The 17,794-nt window shown below is 62.4% G+C and carries 17 protein-coding genes; 10 read left to right on the forward strand and 7 right to left on the reverse strand.

Annotated features, from left to right (window positions below; all coding sequences use genetic code 11):
• Positions 1-115 precede the first annotated feature (115 nt).
• The 3 genes from OHD62_RS27470 to OHD62_RS27480 all read left to right on the forward strand — a co-directional run bounded on the left by OHD62_RS27470 (position 116) and on the right by OHD62_RS27480 (position 1,845).
• Positions 116-820, forward strand: a complete 705-nt coding sequence (locus OHD62_RS27470; protein ID WP_263789555.1) for a hypothetical protein — start codon at positions 116-118, stop codon at positions 818-820.
• A 152-nt stretch (positions 821-972) separates the two neighbouring features.
• Positions 973-1,392: a GFA family protein gene (locus tag OHD62_RS27475; RefSeq protein WP_263789557.1), complete on the forward strand. Its 420-nt coding sequence runs from the start codon at positions 973-975 to the stop codon at positions 1,390-1,392.
• A gap of 93 nt (positions 1,393-1,485) precedes the next feature.
• A complete protein-coding gene (locus tag OHD62_RS27480) occupies positions 1,486-1,845 on the forward strand; it encodes a diacylglycerol kinase (protein ID WP_112625108.1) in 360 nt (119 codons plus the stop codon).
• 25 nt (positions 1,846-1,870) lie between these two features.
• Here the strand turns inward: OHD62_RS27480 and OHD62_RS27485 are convergent, their stop codons facing one another.
• Both OHD62_RS27485 and OHD62_RS27490 read right to left on the reverse strand, forming a co-directional pair.
• Positions 1,871-2,473, reverse strand: a complete 603-nt coding sequence (locus OHD62_RS27485) for a DedA family protein (RefSeq protein WP_263789563.1) — start codon at positions 2,471-2,473, stop codon at positions 1,871-1,873.
• Positions 2,470-3,033: a DUF1003 domain-containing protein gene (locus tag OHD62_RS27490; RefSeq protein ID WP_263789565.1), complete on the reverse strand. Its 564-nt coding sequence runs from the start codon at positions 3,031-3,033 to the stop codon at positions 2,470-2,472. The genes OHD62_RS27485 and OHD62_RS27490 overlap by 4 nt, the downstream gene beginning before the upstream one ends.
• Positions 3,034-3,115: 82 nt before the next feature.
• On the opposite strand from OHD62_RS27490, the gene OHD62_RS27495 reads away from it, so the two are divergent.
• The 5 genes from OHD62_RS27495 to OHD62_RS27515 all read left to right on the forward strand — a co-directional run bounded on the left by OHD62_RS27495 (position 3,116) and on the right by OHD62_RS27515 (position 9,690).
• Positions 3,116-3,829 (forward strand): DNA-3-methyladenine glycosylase I, encoded by a 714-nt coding sequence (locus tag OHD62_RS27495; protein WP_263789568.1) that lies wholly within the window; start codon positions 3,116-3,118, stop codon positions 3,827-3,829.
• A gap of 64 nt (positions 3,830-3,893) precedes the next feature.
• Positions 3,894-5,576: an NAD+ synthase gene (locus OHD62_RS27500; RefSeq protein ID WP_263789569.1), complete on the forward strand. Its 1,683-nt coding sequence runs from the start codon at positions 3,894-3,896 to the stop codon at positions 5,574-5,576.
• Between the two features lie 8 nt (positions 5,577-5,584).
• Positions 5,585-5,998: a GNAT family N-acetyltransferase gene (locus OHD62_RS27505; RefSeq protein WP_263789570.1), complete on the forward strand. Its 414-nt coding sequence runs from the start codon at positions 5,585-5,587 to the stop codon at positions 5,996-5,998.
• A 385-nt stretch (positions 5,999-6,383) separates the two neighbouring features.
• Positions 6,384-8,189 (forward strand): ABC transporter ATP-binding protein, encoded by a 1,806-nt coding sequence (locus tag OHD62_RS27510; protein ID WP_263789571.1) that lies wholly within the window; start codon positions 6,384-6,386, stop codon positions 8,187-8,189.
• A 127-nt stretch (positions 8,190-8,316) separates the two neighbouring features.
• Positions 8,317-9,690, forward strand: a complete 1,374-nt coding sequence (locus OHD62_RS27515; protein ID WP_263789572.1) for a glutamate--tRNA ligase — start codon at positions 8,317-8,319, stop codon at positions 9,688-9,690.
• Here the strand turns inward: OHD62_RS27515 and OHD62_RS27520 are convergent.
• The 4 genes from OHD62_RS27520 to OHD62_RS27535 all read right to left on the reverse strand — a co-directional run bounded on the left by OHD62_RS27520 (position 9,608) and on the right by OHD62_RS27535 (position 14,550).
• A complete protein-coding gene (locus tag OHD62_RS27520) occupies positions 9,608-10,780 on the reverse strand; it encodes a DUF2865 domain-containing protein (RefSeq protein ID WP_263789574.1) in 1,173 nt (390 codons plus the stop codon). The genes OHD62_RS27515 and OHD62_RS27520 overlap by 83 nt on opposite strands.
• Before the next feature lie 106 nt (positions 10,781-10,886).
• Positions 10,887-13,211, reverse strand: a complete 2,325-nt coding sequence (locus tag OHD62_RS27525) for an NADP-dependent malic enzyme (RefSeq protein ID WP_263789575.1) — start codon at positions 13,209-13,211, stop codon at positions 10,887-10,889.
• A gap of 154 nt (positions 13,212-13,365) precedes the next feature.
• Entirely contained in the window at positions 13,366-13,743 is a 378-nt protein-coding gene (locus OHD62_RS27530) for a hypothetical protein (protein WP_263789576.1), read from the reverse strand.
• A 27-nt stretch (positions 13,744-13,770) separates the two neighbouring features.
• Complete coding sequence (locus tag OHD62_RS27535; RefSeq protein ID WP_263789578.1) at positions 13,771-14,550, reverse strand: SDR family oxidoreductase; 780 nt, start codon at positions 14,548-14,550, stop codon at positions 13,771-13,773.
• Between the two features lie 120 nt (positions 14,551-14,670).
• Here OHD62_RS27535 and OHD62_RS27540 point away from each other — a divergent pair, with 120 nt between their 5' ends.
• Together OHD62_RS27540 and OHD62_RS27545 are read left to right on the forward strand one after the other, a co-directional pair.
• A complete protein-coding gene (locus OHD62_RS27540; protein ID WP_263789580.1) occupies positions 14,671-15,486 on the forward strand; it encodes a UDP-2,3-diacylglucosamine diphosphatase in 816 nt (271 codons plus the stop codon).
• 105 nt (positions 15,487-15,591) lie between these two features.
• Complete coding sequence (locus OHD62_RS27545) at positions 15,592-16,806, forward strand: MFS transporter (protein ID WP_263789581.1); 1,215 nt, start codon at positions 15,592-15,594, stop codon at positions 16,804-16,806.
• Here OHD62_RS27545 and dgcA read toward each other — a convergent pair.
• Positions 16,777-17,760 (reverse strand): N-acetyl-D-Glu racemase DgcA, encoded by a 984-nt coding sequence (dgcA, locus tag OHD62_RS27550; protein WP_263789583.1) that lies wholly within the window; start codon positions 17,758-17,760, stop codon positions 16,777-16,779. The two genes, OHD62_RS27545 and dgcA, sit on opposite strands and share 30 nt — an antisense overlap.
• Positions 17,761-17,794: the final 34 nt, after the last annotated feature.

Consider the following 17,794-nt stretch of genomic DNA (forward strand, 5'->3'; position numbering starts at 1 on the left):
TCGTTCCGGATGCCGAACTGCGGTAACTTACGAAAATGTGTTCTCGCACGACCATTGCAAAACCCAGATTGGATGGAACTGCATCATCCACCCCAACCTGGTTCCTTCATTCATCATGCACCACGAGCATGCCGTCATTCGTCACCGCGCGCTCGACTTCTGGTTGGCACGGGCTGCGGTCCTCGTCATCATCTGCCTGCAGCTTCTCGTCATCAACGACCTGTCGTTCGGACCGCGCTGGCTGGCGCCGGCGATCGAGACGGCGCTGCTTTTGCCATTATCGGTAGCGACCGCCTGGACGCAGGTGGCGACGCAAAAGGCCGTGGAACACGATCAGTGGTACGCGATCGGCCGCTTTCGCATCTTCATCCGCAGGGCGGCCCTGGTGATGACAGGTATCATCAGCGTCATGAATTGCGGGGCGCTGGGCTTCCTTGTGCGGGCGCTGCTGGAAGGCCACGCCGGCGCTGGAACGACGCTTCTTGTCGATGCGCTTAACATCTGGGTCACCAATGTCATCGTGTTTGCGTTGTGGTTCTGGAGTACCGATCGGGGCGGACCGCCGACCTGCGGGCTGGTCAAGCGCGCGCAAGCCGACTTCCTGTTCCCGCAAATGACGCTGCCCGATCGCGAAATCCGCGACTGGCTGCCCGGTTTCATCGACTATGTCTTTCTGGCATTCACCAATGCGACGGCGTTCTCGCCGACCGACACATTGCCGCTCAGCCAGCGCGCCAAGCTCCTGATGATGGCGGAGGCGATGATCTCGCTGCTGACGATCGCCCTGGTCGCGGCGCGCGCCGTCAACATCCTGGCTTGATGTCCGCGCTCCCAACAATCTGGGGGCGCTGGACTGCAAGGCGCTCTGCCAACGGCGCTGGACGCCCGCTTTGTGTCGCATTTGCTTGGGTGCTGCCGCTCCAGAACTGGAATCCTGTCGCGATGGTGAGGCCATATCGGACGGAGGGTGGGATGAGCGACAATCACAGCGGATCATGTCTATGCGGCGCGGTGCGCTTCAAGACGCGTGGGCCTTTGCGCGGGGTGATTTATTGTCACTGTTCGCAATGCCGCAAGCAGAGCGGGCACTATTACGCCGCAACCAATGTCCCCGACGAGAACATCGAGATCGCCGGCGCCGAGAGCATCACCTGGTACGAAGCGTCTTCGTTTGCCCGGCGCGGTTTTTGCAAAGCATGCGGCTCGGTACTGTTCTGGAAGCCACGCGAGGACGCCTACGTCTCGGTTTTAGCTGGAGCATTCGACAGGCCGACCGGCCTTCAGGGTGAATGTCATATCTTCGTCGGCGACAAGGGCGATTACTACACTATCGATGACGGGCTGCCGCAGTTCGAGAGGTCGACACCCTCGCTCAAGGTGGCCGATGAATGACAAGAATGGCGAATGAATTTTGGAGAGGTCGCCTTATTCCATTGATCGGGCCATTGCGATATCCCCTGCCGGTGATTCGAAAAGGGATTGGGCATGCAGCGGCTGATCGATGCTTTCTTCAATTCGGTACGGGCGTTCCGCAAACTGGCCGCCAGCGAAAAGGCCTTCCAGCAGGAGCTGATGCTGCTCGTGCTCGCTTTGCCGCTTGGCTGGTTCGTTTCGGTCTCGTGGCGCGGCTATGCCTTGCTGATCGGCGCGGTGCTGCTTTTGATCATGGTCGAGGTGCTGAATACCGGTATCGAGGCAGCGTGCGACGCTTTTAGCCGGGAGTTCAATGTCGATATCCAGCTCGCCAAGGATTGCGGTTCGCTGGCGGTGCTGATCTCGGTGGTGATCGTCGCCGGCGTCTGGGGCATCGCCATCATCGAGCGGATTACAGGGCTGCCGATCTGACAAAGCGCCTGTTGGGCGACATGCGCTAACCCCGATCCGCCCCGGCGTCCCTGACGCGCTCTTTGCCAGCGACATGGCGGGCGACGAGCCAGGCAACAATGGCCACGCCCAGACCGATGGCAAGCGCCGTCAGCAGCCGCTCGTGGCGGGCCAGCGCCTGGCCGAGGATGCGCTCGGCGCCCAGTCCGAAGACATAGCCGATCGTGACGAACAGGATTGCCCATAGCGTCGACGAAAGGGCGTTGAGGATGACGAAACGGCGCATGGTGATGCGCGAGAGCCCAGCCGCTATGCCCCCGACCAGGCGCATGCCGTAGACGTAGCGGTTCGACAGCACGAAGATGTTGGGATGGGTGTTGAGCAGACGATAGGCGCGGCGGAAACCGGGGCGCTTGCGCAATCTCACGACAAAGGGATGGTCCGCAAACCGGCGGCCGAGTATGAAAAAGAAGGTGTCGCCGGCGAAGGCACCGAGAGCCGCCGCGACAAAGGCCCGCCACAGGACGAAGACATGCTGGTGCGCGAAAAAGCCGCCGAGGATGGCAGCACTTTCGCCTTCGGCGACACAGCCCAGAAAAACGGCGATCAGCCCATATTGTTCGATGAAATGATGGATGGTCTCCGTCATGAAGACGTCCGCTGCTTCGACAGGATGTCGTCGATGCGCTTGACCTGCTCGGCCAGCTTGGCGATCTCGTCGCGCATGCCGATGATCTGGCTGTGGCGCAGTTCGTCGAGCTTTTCATGCAGCGCCATGATCTCGATCTCGGCCTTGAGGTTGACCTCATAGTCGTGGGCGGCGTCGATCCGGTCGCGCTCGGTCTGGCGATTCTGCGCCATCATGATCACCGGCGCCTGCAGGGCCGCCACCATGGAAAGCACCAGGTTGAGGAAGATGAAAGGGTAGGGATCAAAGGCATCGCGCGTCAAAAGCCAGACATTGCCTGCCGTCCACAGGATCAGGAAGGCAATGAATCCAAGGATGAAGGACCACGAGCCGCCGATCCGGGCGATGGTGTCGGCCAAGCGGTCGCCAAACGTCTGGTGAAAGGCGACGGCCTTGTTGGTGTCGCGAGAAATGGTGGTGCGTTCGAGCGTCGATTGCAGCACCCGGTTCTCGATCGCGCTGAGACCATCCGGCTTTCGCTTCAGCCAGCGGTTCGCCAGGTCCTCGATCGTCTTGTTCATCGTCGCCTCCGTCGTCAGCGATAGGTAGAAGCTGTCGGCTCGTACGGGAAGTGATAGATTGACGCGATGGGGTGAGGAAACAATGATGGATTTTCAGAAAATTCGCGCCCGCGCGGCAAAACGCAAAGGTGGTGAAGCGACATTGGCGTCGCTGCTGGGTCCAATGCCGGACAACGCCGCCGTGGCTGACATTACCGACGACCGCATTCTATCGACCATGGCCGAGCGGATTTTCGCCGCCGGTTTCGTCTGGCGCGTCATCGAGCAGAAATGGCCCGGCTTCGAAGAGGCCTTTCTCCGCTTCGAGCCGAAGCGGCTGTTGTTCCAGCCCGATGATTTCTGGCACGATCTGACGGCCGATCAACGCATCGTGCGCAATCCGCAGAAGATCAAATCCGTCCGCGACAACGCCGTCTTTGTCGAGCGGGTGTCGAAGGAACATGGCGGTTTCGGCAGGTTCCTCGCGGAGTGGCCGGCCGACGACCAGGTCGGGCTGATGGCCTATCTCGGCAAGCATGGCAGCCGGCTCGGCGGCAATACCGGCCAGTATTTTCTGCGCTGGCTGGAATGGGACGCCTTCATCATCTCGGCCGACATGGCGGCCGCACTTCGCGACGCCGGCCTAGACATCGCCGAAAGCCCGACGTCGAAGAGGGATCTCGACAAGATCCAGGCTCAGATCAACGCCTGGGCGGCGCATACCCGGCTGCCGCGCCGGCATATTTCGCGCATCCTGGCGATGTCGATCGGTGAAAACCATTCGCCGGAGTCGCTGCGGGCATATATGGGCGAATAGGACCGAACATTGGTCCAAGCGAACGCCATTGCCCGGCGAATTTTGCCGCGCTAAGTCAGCAGGCATGACCAAGACCACCGCTCCCGATATCCTGCGCATCGCCGTCGCCCAGCTCAACCCGACGGTCGGCGATATATCAGGCAATCTCGCCAAGGCGCGCGAGGCGAGGGCGGACGCCGCCCGACAGGGCGCCGACCTCGTGCTGTTCACAGAGCTCTTCCTCGCCGGTTATCCGCCGGAGGATCTGGTGCTGAAGCCGGCCTTCCTGAAGGCCTGCGAAAGGGCGGCGCAGGATTTCGCCAACGACACCGCCGATGGCGGTCCGGGCGTCATCATCGGCACGCCACTGAAGCGCAAGAGCGGCACGCACAACTCGATCATTTTTGCCGATGGTGGCAAGATCCTGGCCGAGCGCTACAAGCTCGATCTGCCGAACTATGGCGAGTTCGACGAGAAGCGCGTCTTCCAGGCCGGACCTGAACTCCAGGGGCCGGTCAACTTCCGCGGCGTGCGGCTCGGAATTCCGATCTGCGAAGACATCTGGGGCGATGTCGCCGTCTGCGAAACACTGGCCGAGAGCGGAGCAGAGATCCTGCTGGTGCCGAACGGCTCGCCCTACTACCGCGCCAAGATCGACGTGCGCCACCAGGTCGTCATCCGCCAGGTCATCGAGTGCGGCCTGCCGATGATCTACGCCAACCAGCTTGGCGGCCAGGACGAGCTGATCTTCGACGGCGCCTCGTTTGCCATAGGTTTCGACAAAACGCTGGCCTTCCAGATGAGCCAGTTCGAGGCGGCGGTCGACGTCACCACCTGGAAAAGGACGCCGAATGGCTGGGTATGCTCGGAAGGGCCGATGTCGAAGATTCCCGAAAGGGAAGAGGCCGACTATCGCGCCTGCATGCTGGGCCTGCGCGACTATGTCAACAAGAACGGTTTCAAGAACGTCGTGCTCGGCCTTTCCGGCGGTATCGATTCGGCGATCTGCGCTGCCCTTGCCGTCGATGCCCTAGGCGAGGAACGGTTGCGCGCCGTGATGATGCCTTATCGCTACACTTCGAAGGATTCGCTGAAGGATGCCGAGGACTGTGCCCGCGCGCTGGGCTGCCGCTACGACATCGTGCCGATCTTCGAGCCGGTCGAAGGATTTCTGCACACGCTGACGCAGCTTTTCGAGGGCACCAAGGAAGGCATCACCGAGGAAAATTTGCAGAGCCGCGCGCGCGGCACCATCCTCATGGCGATCTCCAACAAGTTCGGCTCGATGGTCGTCACGACGGGCAACAAGAGCGAGATGTCGGTCGGCTACGCCACGCTTTATGGTGACATGAACGGCGGCTTCAACCCGATCAAGGACCTCTACAAGATGCAGGTCTATGCGCTGTCGCGCTGGCGCAATTCGCATGTGCCGCCGGGCGCGCTTGGCCCCTCCGGCGAGGTGATCCCGAAGAACATCATCGACAAGGCGCCGTCGGCGGAGCTGCGCGAGAACCAGACCGATCAGGATTCGCTGCCGCCTTATCCGGTGCTGGACGACATATTGGAGTGCCTGGTCGAGAACGAGATGGGTGTCGACGACATCGTTGCGCGCGGCCACGACAGGGCGACGGTGACGCGGGTCGAGCACCTGCTCTATATCGCCGAATACAAGCGCCGACAGGCGGCTCCCGGCGTGAAGATCACCAGGAAGAATTTCGGCCGCGACCGCCGCTATCCCATCACCAACCGGTTCAGGGATCGGAGCTAGGCTGGGCCGTGCCTGATTGCGAGATCAGCTTCGACCTGTCGCGGATCGACTTCCGGGCGACTTCCGACCTGCTGCTGGCAAGCTACTGGGGCACCGGGCGCAGCGACGAAACGCACCGCCGCGCCTTTGCCAATTCGCTCTGCGCCGGCGCTTACATTGGCGGCAAGCAGGTCGGCTTTGGCCGGGCGATCACCGACCGCACAGTGTTTGCCTATCTTGCCGACATCATCGTCTGGCCCGGGCACCGCGGGCGAGGGATCGGCACGCGGCTTGTCCAGGCGCTTATCGATCATCCGGATTGCAAGACGGTCACGCATTGGAGCCTGTCGACCAACGACGCCCACGCGGTCTATGAAAAGCTCGGCTTCAAGCCGTCTACCGACGGCCGCTACATGCGGCTCGACCGCATCCCGGCAAGCTGACAAGGCGGCACAACCCGCGATTGTTGCAAAATCGTCTCACTGCTTGGACCAGATGCGCTTTCGCTCGGCCGCTATCTTGGCGAAGCGTTGAGGCATCTTTATAAAAGTCTTCCCGCGATCCCCCTTTGGGAGGAACCGAATGCCAGGATTTGACATCGTTATGCGAGGCCGCGAGGCCTAGGTCCTGTGCAGCAGGCCGCGAAGATTTGTCTTCGCGACGAGAGCTGCACCGAGAACAGGCATTTGCCGCTGCCGGTCGCCGCCCGTTTGAGGGCGAGCCGCCGAGATACCAAACCTCCGCACTTCCGGGCGCTGATTGGCGCCAACGCGGTTTTTTCAATTTCTACCTTATCGGGACCGGGCTCGTTTGCGCCCGGATGACATTATGGCTCGTTTTAAAATCGATTTGCGCGCGAGCGCCTTTCGCAGCGTTCTTGGCTTTACGCTCGGCCATTGGCGGCGTCAGCCTTGGCGGCTTTCGCTCATCATGGGCACTTTCCTGCTGTCGACCTCGGCCGACGTGCTGACGCCGCTCTATTCCGGCCGATTGGTCGATGCGGTCGCCAGCAGTGCGACGGCCGATGTGGTCGCGTGGAACGCAGCGATGGCGGCGTTTTCCATGTTGGTGGCGCTGGCGCTCGCGGGCGTCGTTCTGCGCAACCTGGCCTTCATGGGCATCACCGACCTGACGCTGAAAATGATGGCCGACATTGCCGCCGACGCCTTCCACCGCGTCCAGCGTTTTTCCACCGACTGGCACGCCAACAGCTTTGCCGGCTCGACCGTGCGCAAGATAACGCGCGGCATGTGGGCGCTTGACCTGCTCAACGACACGATCCTGATCGCGCTGCTGCCGTCGCTCGTCATGCTCATCGGCTCGACGCTGCTGCTCGGCTGGTTCTGGCCGATGATGGGCGTGGTGGTCGCCGCCGGCTCGGTGCTGTTCATCGCGGTGACGGCAATGCTGTCGCTTGGCTATGTCGCGCCGGCGGCAAGGCTTGCCAACGCCTGGGATACGCGCCTTGGCGGCTCGCTGGCCGATGCGGTGAGCTGCAATGCCGTGGTCAAGGGTTTCGGTGCCGAGACGCGCGAGGAAACGCGTCTTGCCAAAGTGGTCGCCAAATGGCGTGCCCGCACGCGGCGCACCTGGGTGCGCGGCACCGTCAACGGCACCGCGCAAGGGACGATGCTGTTGCTGCTCAGGACCGCGGTGATCGGGTTTTCGCTGCTGCTGTGGTCGTGGGGGCAGGCGAGCGCCGGCGACGTCGCCTTCGTGCTGACCTCGTTCTTCGTGCTGCAAGGCTATCTCCGGGATATCGGCACGCATATCCGCAATTTGCAGCGTTCGATCAACGATATGGAGGAACTGGTCGACTTCCAGTCCGAACCGCTCGGCATCGAAGACCGGCCCGGCGCCAGGCCGATCCGCATCACCGATGGCCGTATCGCCTTCGACGAGGTCACCTTCCACTATGGCAACCATCGGCTGCCGCTCTACCGCGACTTTTCGGTGGATATCGCGCCGGGTGAACGCGTTGGGCTGGTCGGCCATTCCGGCTCGGGCAAGACGACCTTCGTCAAGCTGATCCAGCGCCTCTACGACGTTAACTCAGGGCGGATCCTGATCGACGGCCAGAATATTGCCGAGGTGGCGCAGGCGTCGCTGCGCGGGCAGATCGCCATCGTCCAGCAGGAGCCCATCCTGTTCCATCGGTCCCTGGCCGAAAACATCGCCTATGCCCGGCCTGATGCCACCCAGGCGGAGATCGAGCGTGCCGCGCGGCTGGCCAGTGCGCACGACTTCATCGCCGACCTGCCGAAGGGCTATGGCACGCTGGTCGGCGAACGCGGCGTGAAACTGTCGGGCGGCGAGCGCCAGCGCGTGGCGATTGCACGTGCTTTCCTCGCCGATGCGCGGATCCTCATTCTGGATGAGGCAACGTCCAGCCTCGATTCGGAATCGGAGGTGCTGATCCAGCAGGCGATGGAACGGCTGATGGTCGGGCGCACGACCCTGGTCATCGCCCACCGGCTATCGACGGTGAGGGCGCTCGACAGGCTGCTGGTGTTCGATCGCGGCCGCATCGCCGAAGAAGGCTCGCATGGCGAACTGATCCGGCTGAAGGATGGCATCTACCGCCGGCTTTTCGAGCGCCAGGCGCTCGAACTGACCAAGGGCATGGTGATCTGATCGGTTACGGGCCGTAGATGAACGCGCGGCGCTGTAGTCTTTCCATTTCCGTCATCATATTCTATGTCTGCGGCGGAGCGCGGGGGCGTGTCTTGTCAACACCGAAAGCATCCGGTACGCCCCGCCCATGACAGTTACCGTTCGTTTTGCCCCATCGCCGACCGGCCGCATCCATATCGGCAATGCGCGCACCGCCCTGTTCAACTGGCTGTTTGCCATGAACAACAAGGGCCGCTTCATCCAGCGCTTCGACGACACCGACGTCGCGCGCTCGACGCAGGAATTTTCCGACGCCATCCTCTATGATCTGCATTGGCTGGGCATTTTTCCGGATGCCACGGAGTACCAGTCGCGGCGCTTCGAGATCTATGACGCTGCGGTGGAGAGGTTGAAGGCGGCGCGCCTTCTCTACGCTTGCTATGAAACGCCGGAAGAGCTCGATCTCAGGCGCAAGGTGCGCCGCACGCGCGGCCTGCCGCCGGTCTATGGCCGTGAGGCGCTGACTTTGACGCGTGATCAGGTCGCCGAATACCAGTCGGATGGCCGTCGGCCGCACTGGCGCTTCCTCCTGCCCAATTTCACCAGCGATCCCTTGCAGCCGGAGCGCACCGAAATCCACTGGAACGACCTGGTGCGGGGCGAGGAAACCGTCGATCTGGCCTCGCTCTCGGATCCGGTCCTGCGGCGCGAGGACGGCACCTATCTCTACACGCTGCCATCCGTGGTGGACGATATCGAGATGGGCGTCAGCCATGTCATCCGCGGCGACGATCACGTCACCAATACCGGCGTGCAGATAGCATTGTTCCAAGCGCTGGGCGCCGAACCACCGGTATTCGGTCACCACAATCTCTTGACCACAACCTCGGGCGAGGGGCTGTCGAAGCGGACCGGCGCACTGTCGATCGAAAGCCTGCGTGAGACCGGCATAGAAGCGATGGCCGTCGCCTCGCTGGCCGTATTGGTCGGCACATCGGAAAATGTCGTGGCGGTGCCCGACATGGGCGGGCTTGCCGAGCGCTTCGATCCGGCCGCAACGTCGAAATCCGCGGCCAAATTCGATCCGGACGAGCTTTTCGTGCTCAACCGTACGCTGCTCCATCATATGCCGTTTTCCGAAGCACGCGACCGGCTGATCGTGCTTGGCATTTCCGGCGAGCACGCCGAGCCGTTCTGGCTCGCCGTGCGCGGCAATATCGACAGGCTGGCCGATGCGGCAATCTGGTGGCGGACACTTCGCGAAGGCCCGCAGGAGCCGCCGGAGTTTTCCGACGACGACCGCGATTTTCTTCGCCAGGCGTTCGATCTTCTGCCGGAAGACCCATGGAACGGGTCGGTCTGGAAGAATTGGACGGGCAAGATCAGGGAAGCGACCGGTCGCAAGGGCAAGGCGCTGTTCATGCCGCTCAGGCTGGCGCTTACTGGACAGCCTTCGGGGCCGGAGCTTGCAGATCTATTGCCGCTTTTGGGTCGGGAAGGAACGTTGGCCCGACGACCCTGACCTTGCGCTGTTCCGGCGGCGGCAAGGTCGACGCCACGGGCTTGACGGCCAGGCGCTTGATATCAGCCACGTCGAGACCGCCTTCGGCGTTGGCCAGGGTCTCGGGATCGGCGCCCGGATCCGGCTTGGCGACCGGCACCGGAATGAATGGCTCGGTTTGCGTATTGGCCAGCGATTGTTCCGGACTTGGCGGATTGCCGGCAATGACCTCGAAATTCTGTGCCGCGTTGCAGCCGCAGGCCGGTGGGCGTGAAGACTGCTTGTAGAGATAGGCGGTCGGCAGTTCGCGGTATGGCCTGCCGGTTGCCGACGACGTCATGTCAGCCGAATCGCCACCCTGACCACGCGTGTAGAACACTTGCATCTCGGTGCCGGGGCAGCTTGAATCGCAGTTCTTCTGGTCGCGCTCGAAATCGCCCATCGAGGCGGCATTCGACATCGGGAAGAAATAGCCGTCGCAGGTGCGCACGCAAACCGTGCGGAATTCGCCGCCAAGGCGTGGCAGGTCCATGCGGTCGGGCTGGTTGATCATGGCGCGGATGCCGCGTTGTTCGCCGGGGTCGCTCTCCAGCGCTTCGGGTTGGCTTTTGTCGCCATCCAAGAACTGATCGAGCAAAGTTCCATTGCCGTCTTCACGGTTCGCTTCCCGCAACGGTGCGCGCTTCGGAGCGACAGCGTCGTCGCGGCAGCCATTGGCATCGAGCGAGGCCAGTATGCGGGCACGGTCGCGCCGCGAGCCACCACCGGCGAGCTGCGCCCGCTTGGTCTCTAAGGCTTCGAGATTGGCGTTCATGCGGTTGAGCGTGGCGTCGAGTGCGGCGCAGGCGTTTTCATTGCGGCCGAACAGTGAAAAGCCACAGCCGGACTGGTTGCGGGCCTTTGCAATCTGCTGGCGTTGCCTGACGATCGCGTCGTCATATTTCCTGAGCAGAGCCGGCTTGCCGCCGCCGCGCGAAGCGGAGGCCAGATCGGCTTCCAACTGCCGGCAAATACGCGAGGCGGCCTGCGGCTGGGTGATGGCAAAGCCTGACAACGCCAAGGCGGCGAGCAGCGTCGCCGCACGCGTCAACCTCCACCCTGCGCCCACCATCTGACCGGAACTCCGTTGCCGTCCGTTGTGAAAGCTACCGCGTTTGCGGTTAACTGTTTGTTTAGCTTGCCGCCGAAGGCAATCTCAGTTAACGCGAAAAATTGGCTTAGCCCAGATTTACGATTGCCTGGGCCTTGTGGGCAGCTTCGACCACGGCGAGTGCCGTCATGTTGACCACGCCGCGCGACGTCACCGATGGCGTCAAAATATGCGCCGGCCTATCGGTGCCGAGCAGGATGGGCCCGACATGCAGCGCGTCCATCATCGTGCGCAGCGCCGTCAGCGTGATGTTCGCCGAGTCGAGATTAGGGAACACCAGGAGGTTGGCTTCGCCTTTCAGCCGCGAATGCGGGTAGACGCGCTGGCGCAGCTGCTCTGACAGAGCGGAATCGGCATGCATCTCGCCGTCGCATTGCAGGTCGGGCGCTATGCGCGCCAGGATCGCCGCCGCCTGCCGCATCTTCAGCGCGCTTGGCGAATCGCGTGAGCCGAAATCCGAATGCGAGAGCAGGGCGGCCTTGGGTTCGATGCCGAAGCGCTGGATTTCCTCCGCCGCCAGCACCGTCATCTCGGCGATCTCCTCGGCCGTCGGATCGACCGAGACATGGGTGTCGGTGAGGAAAATGATGCCGCGCTGCGAGATCAGCATGGAAAGCGTCGACAAATCATGGTCCTTGATGCCGGCGCGCGGTCCGATGATCAGGGTGACATTGCGCAGATGCCGCTCGAAACGGCCTTCGAGGCCGCAGACCATGGCGTCGGCGTCGCCGCGCTTCAGGGCAAGTGCGGCGATCACCGTGTTGTCGGTGCGCACCATGGTGCGCGCGGCTTCCGTCGTCACGCCGCGGCGGCCGGCAAGTTCGATCAGAAGATCGACATAGTAGCGGTAGCGGGGATCGTCTTCGGGGTTGATCAGGCCGAAATCGACGCCCGGCTTGATGCGCAGCCCGTAGCGTTTCAACCGGACCTCGATGACATGCGGCCGGCCGATCAGGATCGGCTCGGCGATGCCTTCCTCCAGCACGACTTGCGCCGCGCGCAGCACGCGCTCGTCCTCGCCGTCGGCATAGATGACGCGCTTGGCGGCTGACGTCTTAGCCATCGAGAACACCGGCTTCATCACCAGGCCGGAGCGGAAGACGAAGCGGTTCAGCGTGTCGATATAGGCGGCGAAGTCGGTGATTGGCCGTGTGGCGACACCGGTGTCGCAGGCAGCCTTGGCGACAGCCGGAGCGATGCGCAGGATCAGCCTGGGATCGAAGGGCGAGGGGATCAGGAAGTCGGGCCCGAAGATCGGTGTCTCGCCGGAATAGGCGCGGGCGGCGACATCGGACGGCTCTTCGCGGGCAAGGGCCGCGATCGCGCGCACTGCAGCCATCTTCATCTCTTCGTTGATGGCGCTGGCGCCGCAATCCAGCGCTCCACGGAAGATGTAAGGAAAGCAGAGTACGTTGTTGACTTGATTGGGAAAATCGGACCTGCCGGTGCAGATCATCGCGTCAGGTCGCGCTGCGCGTGCGGCTTCCGGCATGATCTCGGGATTGGGGTTGGCCAGCGCCAGGATCAGCGGTTTTGGCGCCATGTGCTGGAGCAATTCCGGTTTCAGCACGCCGGCGGCGGAAAGGCCGAGGAACACGTCGGCGCCCGAGATGACGTCGGCCAGCGTGCGCGCCTCGGTGTCCTTCACATAGGGATCCTTCCAGCGGTCCATCTCGTCGACGCGGCCCTTGTAGGCAACGCCGAAACGATCGGTGACCCAGATGTTTTCGACGCGCGCGCCGAGCGAGACCAGAAGGTTGAGACAGGCGAGGGCCGCTGCGCCCGCGCCCGAAGTGACGATCTTGATGTCGGAAATGGTCTTGCCGGCGAATTCCAGCCCGTTGAGCACGGCGGCGGCGACGATGATCGCGGTGCCGTGCTGGTCGTCGTGGAAGACTGGAATGGCCATGCGGGCTTTCAGCCGTTCCTCGACCTCGAAACATTCCGGCGCCTTGATGTCTTCAAGGTTGATGCCGCCGAAGGTCGGTTCCAGCGCCGAGATCGTCTCGACCATGCGCTCGATGCCGGGCGCGTCGATCTCGATGTCGAAGACATCAATGCCGGCGAATTTCTTGAACAGCACCGCCTTGCCTTCCATGACAGGCTTGGAGGCGAGCGGCCCGATATTGCCGAGGCCCAGCACCGCCGAACCGTTGGAGACGACGCCGACCAGATTGGCCCGCGCCGTATAGTCGGCGGCGGTCGCCGGATTGTCGCGGATTTCCAGACAAGGTGCGGCGACGCCAGGCGAATAGGCCAGCGCCAGGTCGCGCTGGTTGCCAAGCGGTTTTGTCGCCTGGATTTCGAGCTTTCCCGGCCTCGGATGCTTGTGGAAATAGAGGGCGGCTTCGTCGAGATCCGACCGGGCTGCCTTTTTGCCTTCGCCTTCCATGCCGGCCGCTCCTCAGTTCAGTCCGCTTGGTGTTTTGAGTCTCTTAGCATGCAGCCGACGCTTTTCGAGAGGTGATATGTCGCAAGTGGCGCTTGTGGCTTCGCACAGCCGCCGGCCTGTGTGGTCTGCCATTGAAATGTTGGGTCGACGGACGCTACGCTCCCGTCGAAAGGCGGCTCCGCAAGGCTTGCACATCTTCTCGCGAAAGGGGTGCGCTCTCGTCTGACAGTAAGAACAGAATCTCCGAGACGCCATCTTCCGCAAAGTCGAAGTCGTCGCTCATGATCAGCGCATCGGCGATGTAAGCGGCTGCTTGGACTGGTAGGATGCCGTCCGCCAGCCGACCAACCAGCACGTCCACATGTCGACGATTAATGATCGTATGTGGCCCGTCAGTGATGATGACATGCCCCACACAGCCAAGGGTAGTTGCAGCGGTCATGCATTCGGTCACTTCGGTTTCAATCTCTCGCCAAAGCTCGTTAGGCGATTTCTCGCCGTTGAGGAAGGATATGAGGGACGAATGTTGCATTGCGATCTTATGCTTACGGCTCCATCATTAGAACGCGCTGACGTAGAGGCCGCCATCCACCGGTATGTTCTGCCCGGTCAGATAGCCGGCATGGACCGAGCACAGGAAGGCGCAGATCTGGCCGAATTCCTCCGGCGTGCCGAGCCGCTTGGCCGGAACGTTGGCTGCCGCCTGGGCCTTGCGTTTGGCAGCGGCGGCAGGGTCCTCAACTGAGCCGGGCTCATGCGGGCCGCGCAGCCGGTCGGTGTCGAGCTTGCCCGGCAGCATGTTGTTGATCGTCACATTGCGGTCCATCACTGTTCGCGCCACGCCGGCAAGGAACGAGGTCAGGCCGGCGCGCGCGCCCGACGACAAGTCGAGGCCGGGAATTGGGACATAGACCGACAGCGAGGTGATGTTGACGATGCGGCCGAAGCCGCGCGCTGCCATGCCGTCGATGACAGCCTGAATCAGTTCGACGGGGGTCACCATGTTCTGGGTGACGCCTTCGAGGATCTTTTCGCGATCGAGCTCCCGGAAATCGCGATATGGCGGTCCGCCATTGTTGTTGACGAGGATATCGGGATCGGGGCAGGCGGCAAGCAACGCCTCCTGCACTTCGGGCTTCGACACGTCGCCGACGATCTCGGTCACCTTCACGCCGTATCGCTCGCGCAGTTCCGCTGCGGTTTTCGCCAGCAGCTCGGCATTGCGTCCATTGACGACCAGATCGCAGCCGGCCTCGGCCAGCGCCATGGCGCAGCCGCGCCCGAGGCCCTTGCTTGAAGCGCAGACGATCGCCTTCTTGCCGCGAATGCCGAGATCCATGATGAAATCCTCCGTTTTGACCGGCGGCAGGCTAGCCCTTTGGCTGGACCAATCGCAACCGTCATACGGTTGTTGCATGAATCGGGGCATAGGCTGCTGGAAAGCAACGGTGAGAATCCAATGCCCGGCGCAGAGCCCCGCACTTTCCGCAGCATGTTCATCTCCGACATCCATCTCGGATCGAAGGCGGCGAAGGCCGACTTCCTGATCGATTTCCTGCGCCACCACGATGCCGATATCATCTATCTCGTCGGTGACATCGTCGACGGCTGGCGCCTGAGACGAAGCTGGCACTGGCCGCAGAGCCATAACGACGTCGTCCAGAAACTGCTGCGCAAGGCGCGCAAGGGCGCCAGCATCACTTACATTGCCGGCAATCACGACGAATTCGCGCGGCAGTTCCAGGGCGTGCATTTCGGCGGTATCGTCGTCGCCGATCGTGCCATTCACGAGACCGCCGACGGCAAGCGCTTGCTGGTCATCCATGGCGACCAGTTCGACACCGTCGTCCACAATCAGCGCTGGCTGGCCTATCTTGGCGACTATGCCTATGACGCGGCCATGCTGGTCAACCGTGTCATCACACGGCTGCGTCAGTTGCTCGGCCTCTCCTACTGGTCGTTCTCGTCCTGGGCCAAGGTCAAGGTCAAGAAGGCGGTGAACTTCATCGGCTCGTTCCAGACAGTGCTGACCGAGGAAGCACGTCGCTCGCATGTCGACGGCGTGATCTGCGGACACATCCACCATGCGGCGATCGAGAATTTCGAGGACGTGCAATATATCAACACCGGCGACTGGGTCGAAAGCTGCACGGCTGTGGTTGAGCATTTCGACGGCCGGATGGAAATCCTGACCTGGGCGCACATCCTGCCTGAAGCGCCAGACGAGCCGTTCATCCCGATGCTCATCGAGGACAGGGTGGTCGAAGCGGCTTGATGCGACATTAATCGATTAGTCCAAGCGGTTTCGACTCGCTTTCCCGCATGTTAAAGGATCGATGCGCGTTGCAGCCCGTCGAATGCAGCGTCATTGGATCGATTCATGTCCCTGCCGCCGCTTTCGCCCGAACAGCTCGTCAAGCCACGCCATTTCGAGCTGCGCATGAGCTTGATTTTCTTCACGCTTTTCGTGCCGCTCGGCACGCATTTGCCCTACTTTCCGCTGTGGCTCCAGGCAAAGGGTTTTCATGCCGGGGAGATAGCGGTCATTCTCGCCGCGCCAATGTTCCTGCGCGTGGTGACGACTCCGTTGCTTACCGCGCTCGCCGACAGGGCGAAGGACCGCGCCAATGTCTATATCGCGCTGGTTGCCGCATCGCTGATCCTGGCCGCCGGCTACTTCCTGCCACCGACTTACGCCATGGTGCTCGCCGTGTCGCTGGCGCTCGCCGTCGTCTGGACGCCGCACTCGCCGATCGCCGATTCACTGGCGCTGTCTGGTGTGCGCCGCTTCGGCTCGAATTACGCAAGCATGCGCAAATGGGGATCGATCTCATATCTCTGCGCCAATCTTGCGGGCGGCTTCATCTTGTCGGCGACCAGCGCCGAGGCTGTCCCGGTGATCATTTTCTTGGCGTTTGCCGCGGCACTTGCCGTCGGACTGATTGCGCCGCGGCTTGGTCGCCCCCGACGCGCCTCGCCGCTGTCAGCCAGCGATATCCAGCAATCGGCGCCGAAGCTTCTCAATGCGTATTTCCTCTATTTCTCCATCGGCGTCGGCGTCATCACCGCCAGTCACGCGTTTCTCTACGGTTTCGTGTCGATCTACTGGAAATCGATTGGTATCAGCGATTCGGTTGTCGGGCTGCTGTGGGGGTGGGGCGTGGTGGCCGAGATCTGCATGTTTTTGGCCTTCACGCGCGTCTTCGGCTCATTCTCCGTCGTGTCGATCATGGTGATAGCCGGAATCGGCTCGATCGTCCGCTGGATCGCTTTCCCACTGATCTGGCCACTTGGTCTCGGCGTCGCCGGATTTTTCGCCGTCCAGACATTGCATGCGATTTCGGTGGCGCTGGTACTGATCGGCCTGCAGAAGATGATCGGCGAAACAGTCGCGGAGGAACGAACCGGAGCCGCGCAAGGCATCGCCTATTTCTCCAACGGCTTTTTCACGGCCGTGGTGACGCTGCTTTCCGGCCCGCTATACGACCGCTTCGGCGTGGACGGCTTTCTTGCCATGATCCCGATCGCCCTGATCGGGCTGGCGTTGATCGGACTTGCGGCGCGTTCAGCCCCACAGCGTCGGATCGGGGGGTAGCACCAGCGATCCCTCGTAGACGAGACCGGGTTCGCGGTCCCTGGCCAAAAGCAGCGGACCGTCGAGATCGACGAAATCGGCATCCTGGGCCAGGAGTACGGCTGGCGCCATGGCAAGCGACGTGCCGACCATGCAGCCGACCATGACGCCGAAACCCAGTTCGCGGGCGCGGTCGCGAAGGACGAGGGCTGCCGTCAGCCCGCCCGCCTTGTCGAGCTTGATGTTGATGGCATCGTAAAGGCCGGCGAGCGAGGCGAGATCCTTCGCCTCATGCACGCTTTCATCAGCGCAGATCGGCACTGGATGCGCGATGTAGCCAAGGATGCCATCATGGCCCGCGGGAAGCGGCTGTTCGATCAGCGCGATGCCTTGCTCCGCGGCAAAGGCGAGGTTTTCCACGATGTTATCGTCCGTCCAGCCTTCATTGGCGTCGAGGATGATGCGGCTTTTCGGTGCCGCCGCGGTGACGGCGCGGATACGGGCGATGTCGTTGTCGCCGCCGATCTTGACCTTGAGCAGCGGCCGCATGGCGTTGGCGCGGGCCTGTGCGGCCATCGCCTCCGGCTCGCCCAGCGACAGCGTGTAAGCCGTCTCAAGCGCCCGCAACGGAACCGCGCCTATCGCATGCGCCACCGATGTTCCGCTGATCTTTGCTTCGAGGCCCCAGAGCGCGCAATCGATGGCGTTGCGCGCGGCACCTGCCGGCATGGCGTCGAGCAAGGCACTGCGGGTGATGCCGCCTGCAATTTGTTCCCGCATGGCCTCGATCGCAGCGCGCACGCCATCAACGGTTTCGCCATAGCGCCTGTAGGGAACGCATTCACCGCGCCCGACATGGCTGCCCTGGCTGATCGTGCAAATGATCACCTCGGCCTCGGTCTTCGAACCGCGCGAAATGGTGAAGGTGCCAGCTATGGGAAAGCGCTCGGCCTCGACCGAAATGACACGCGCCATATTTTTCTGCTCCAGCTGTGCGACAAGGGGCTTG

Origin of the sequence: Mesorhizobium sp. YC-39 (assembly GCF_025753795.1) — a bacterium.
Lineage (GTDB): Bacteria > Pseudomonadota > Alphaproteobacteria > Rhizobiales > Rhizobiaceae > Mesorhizobium.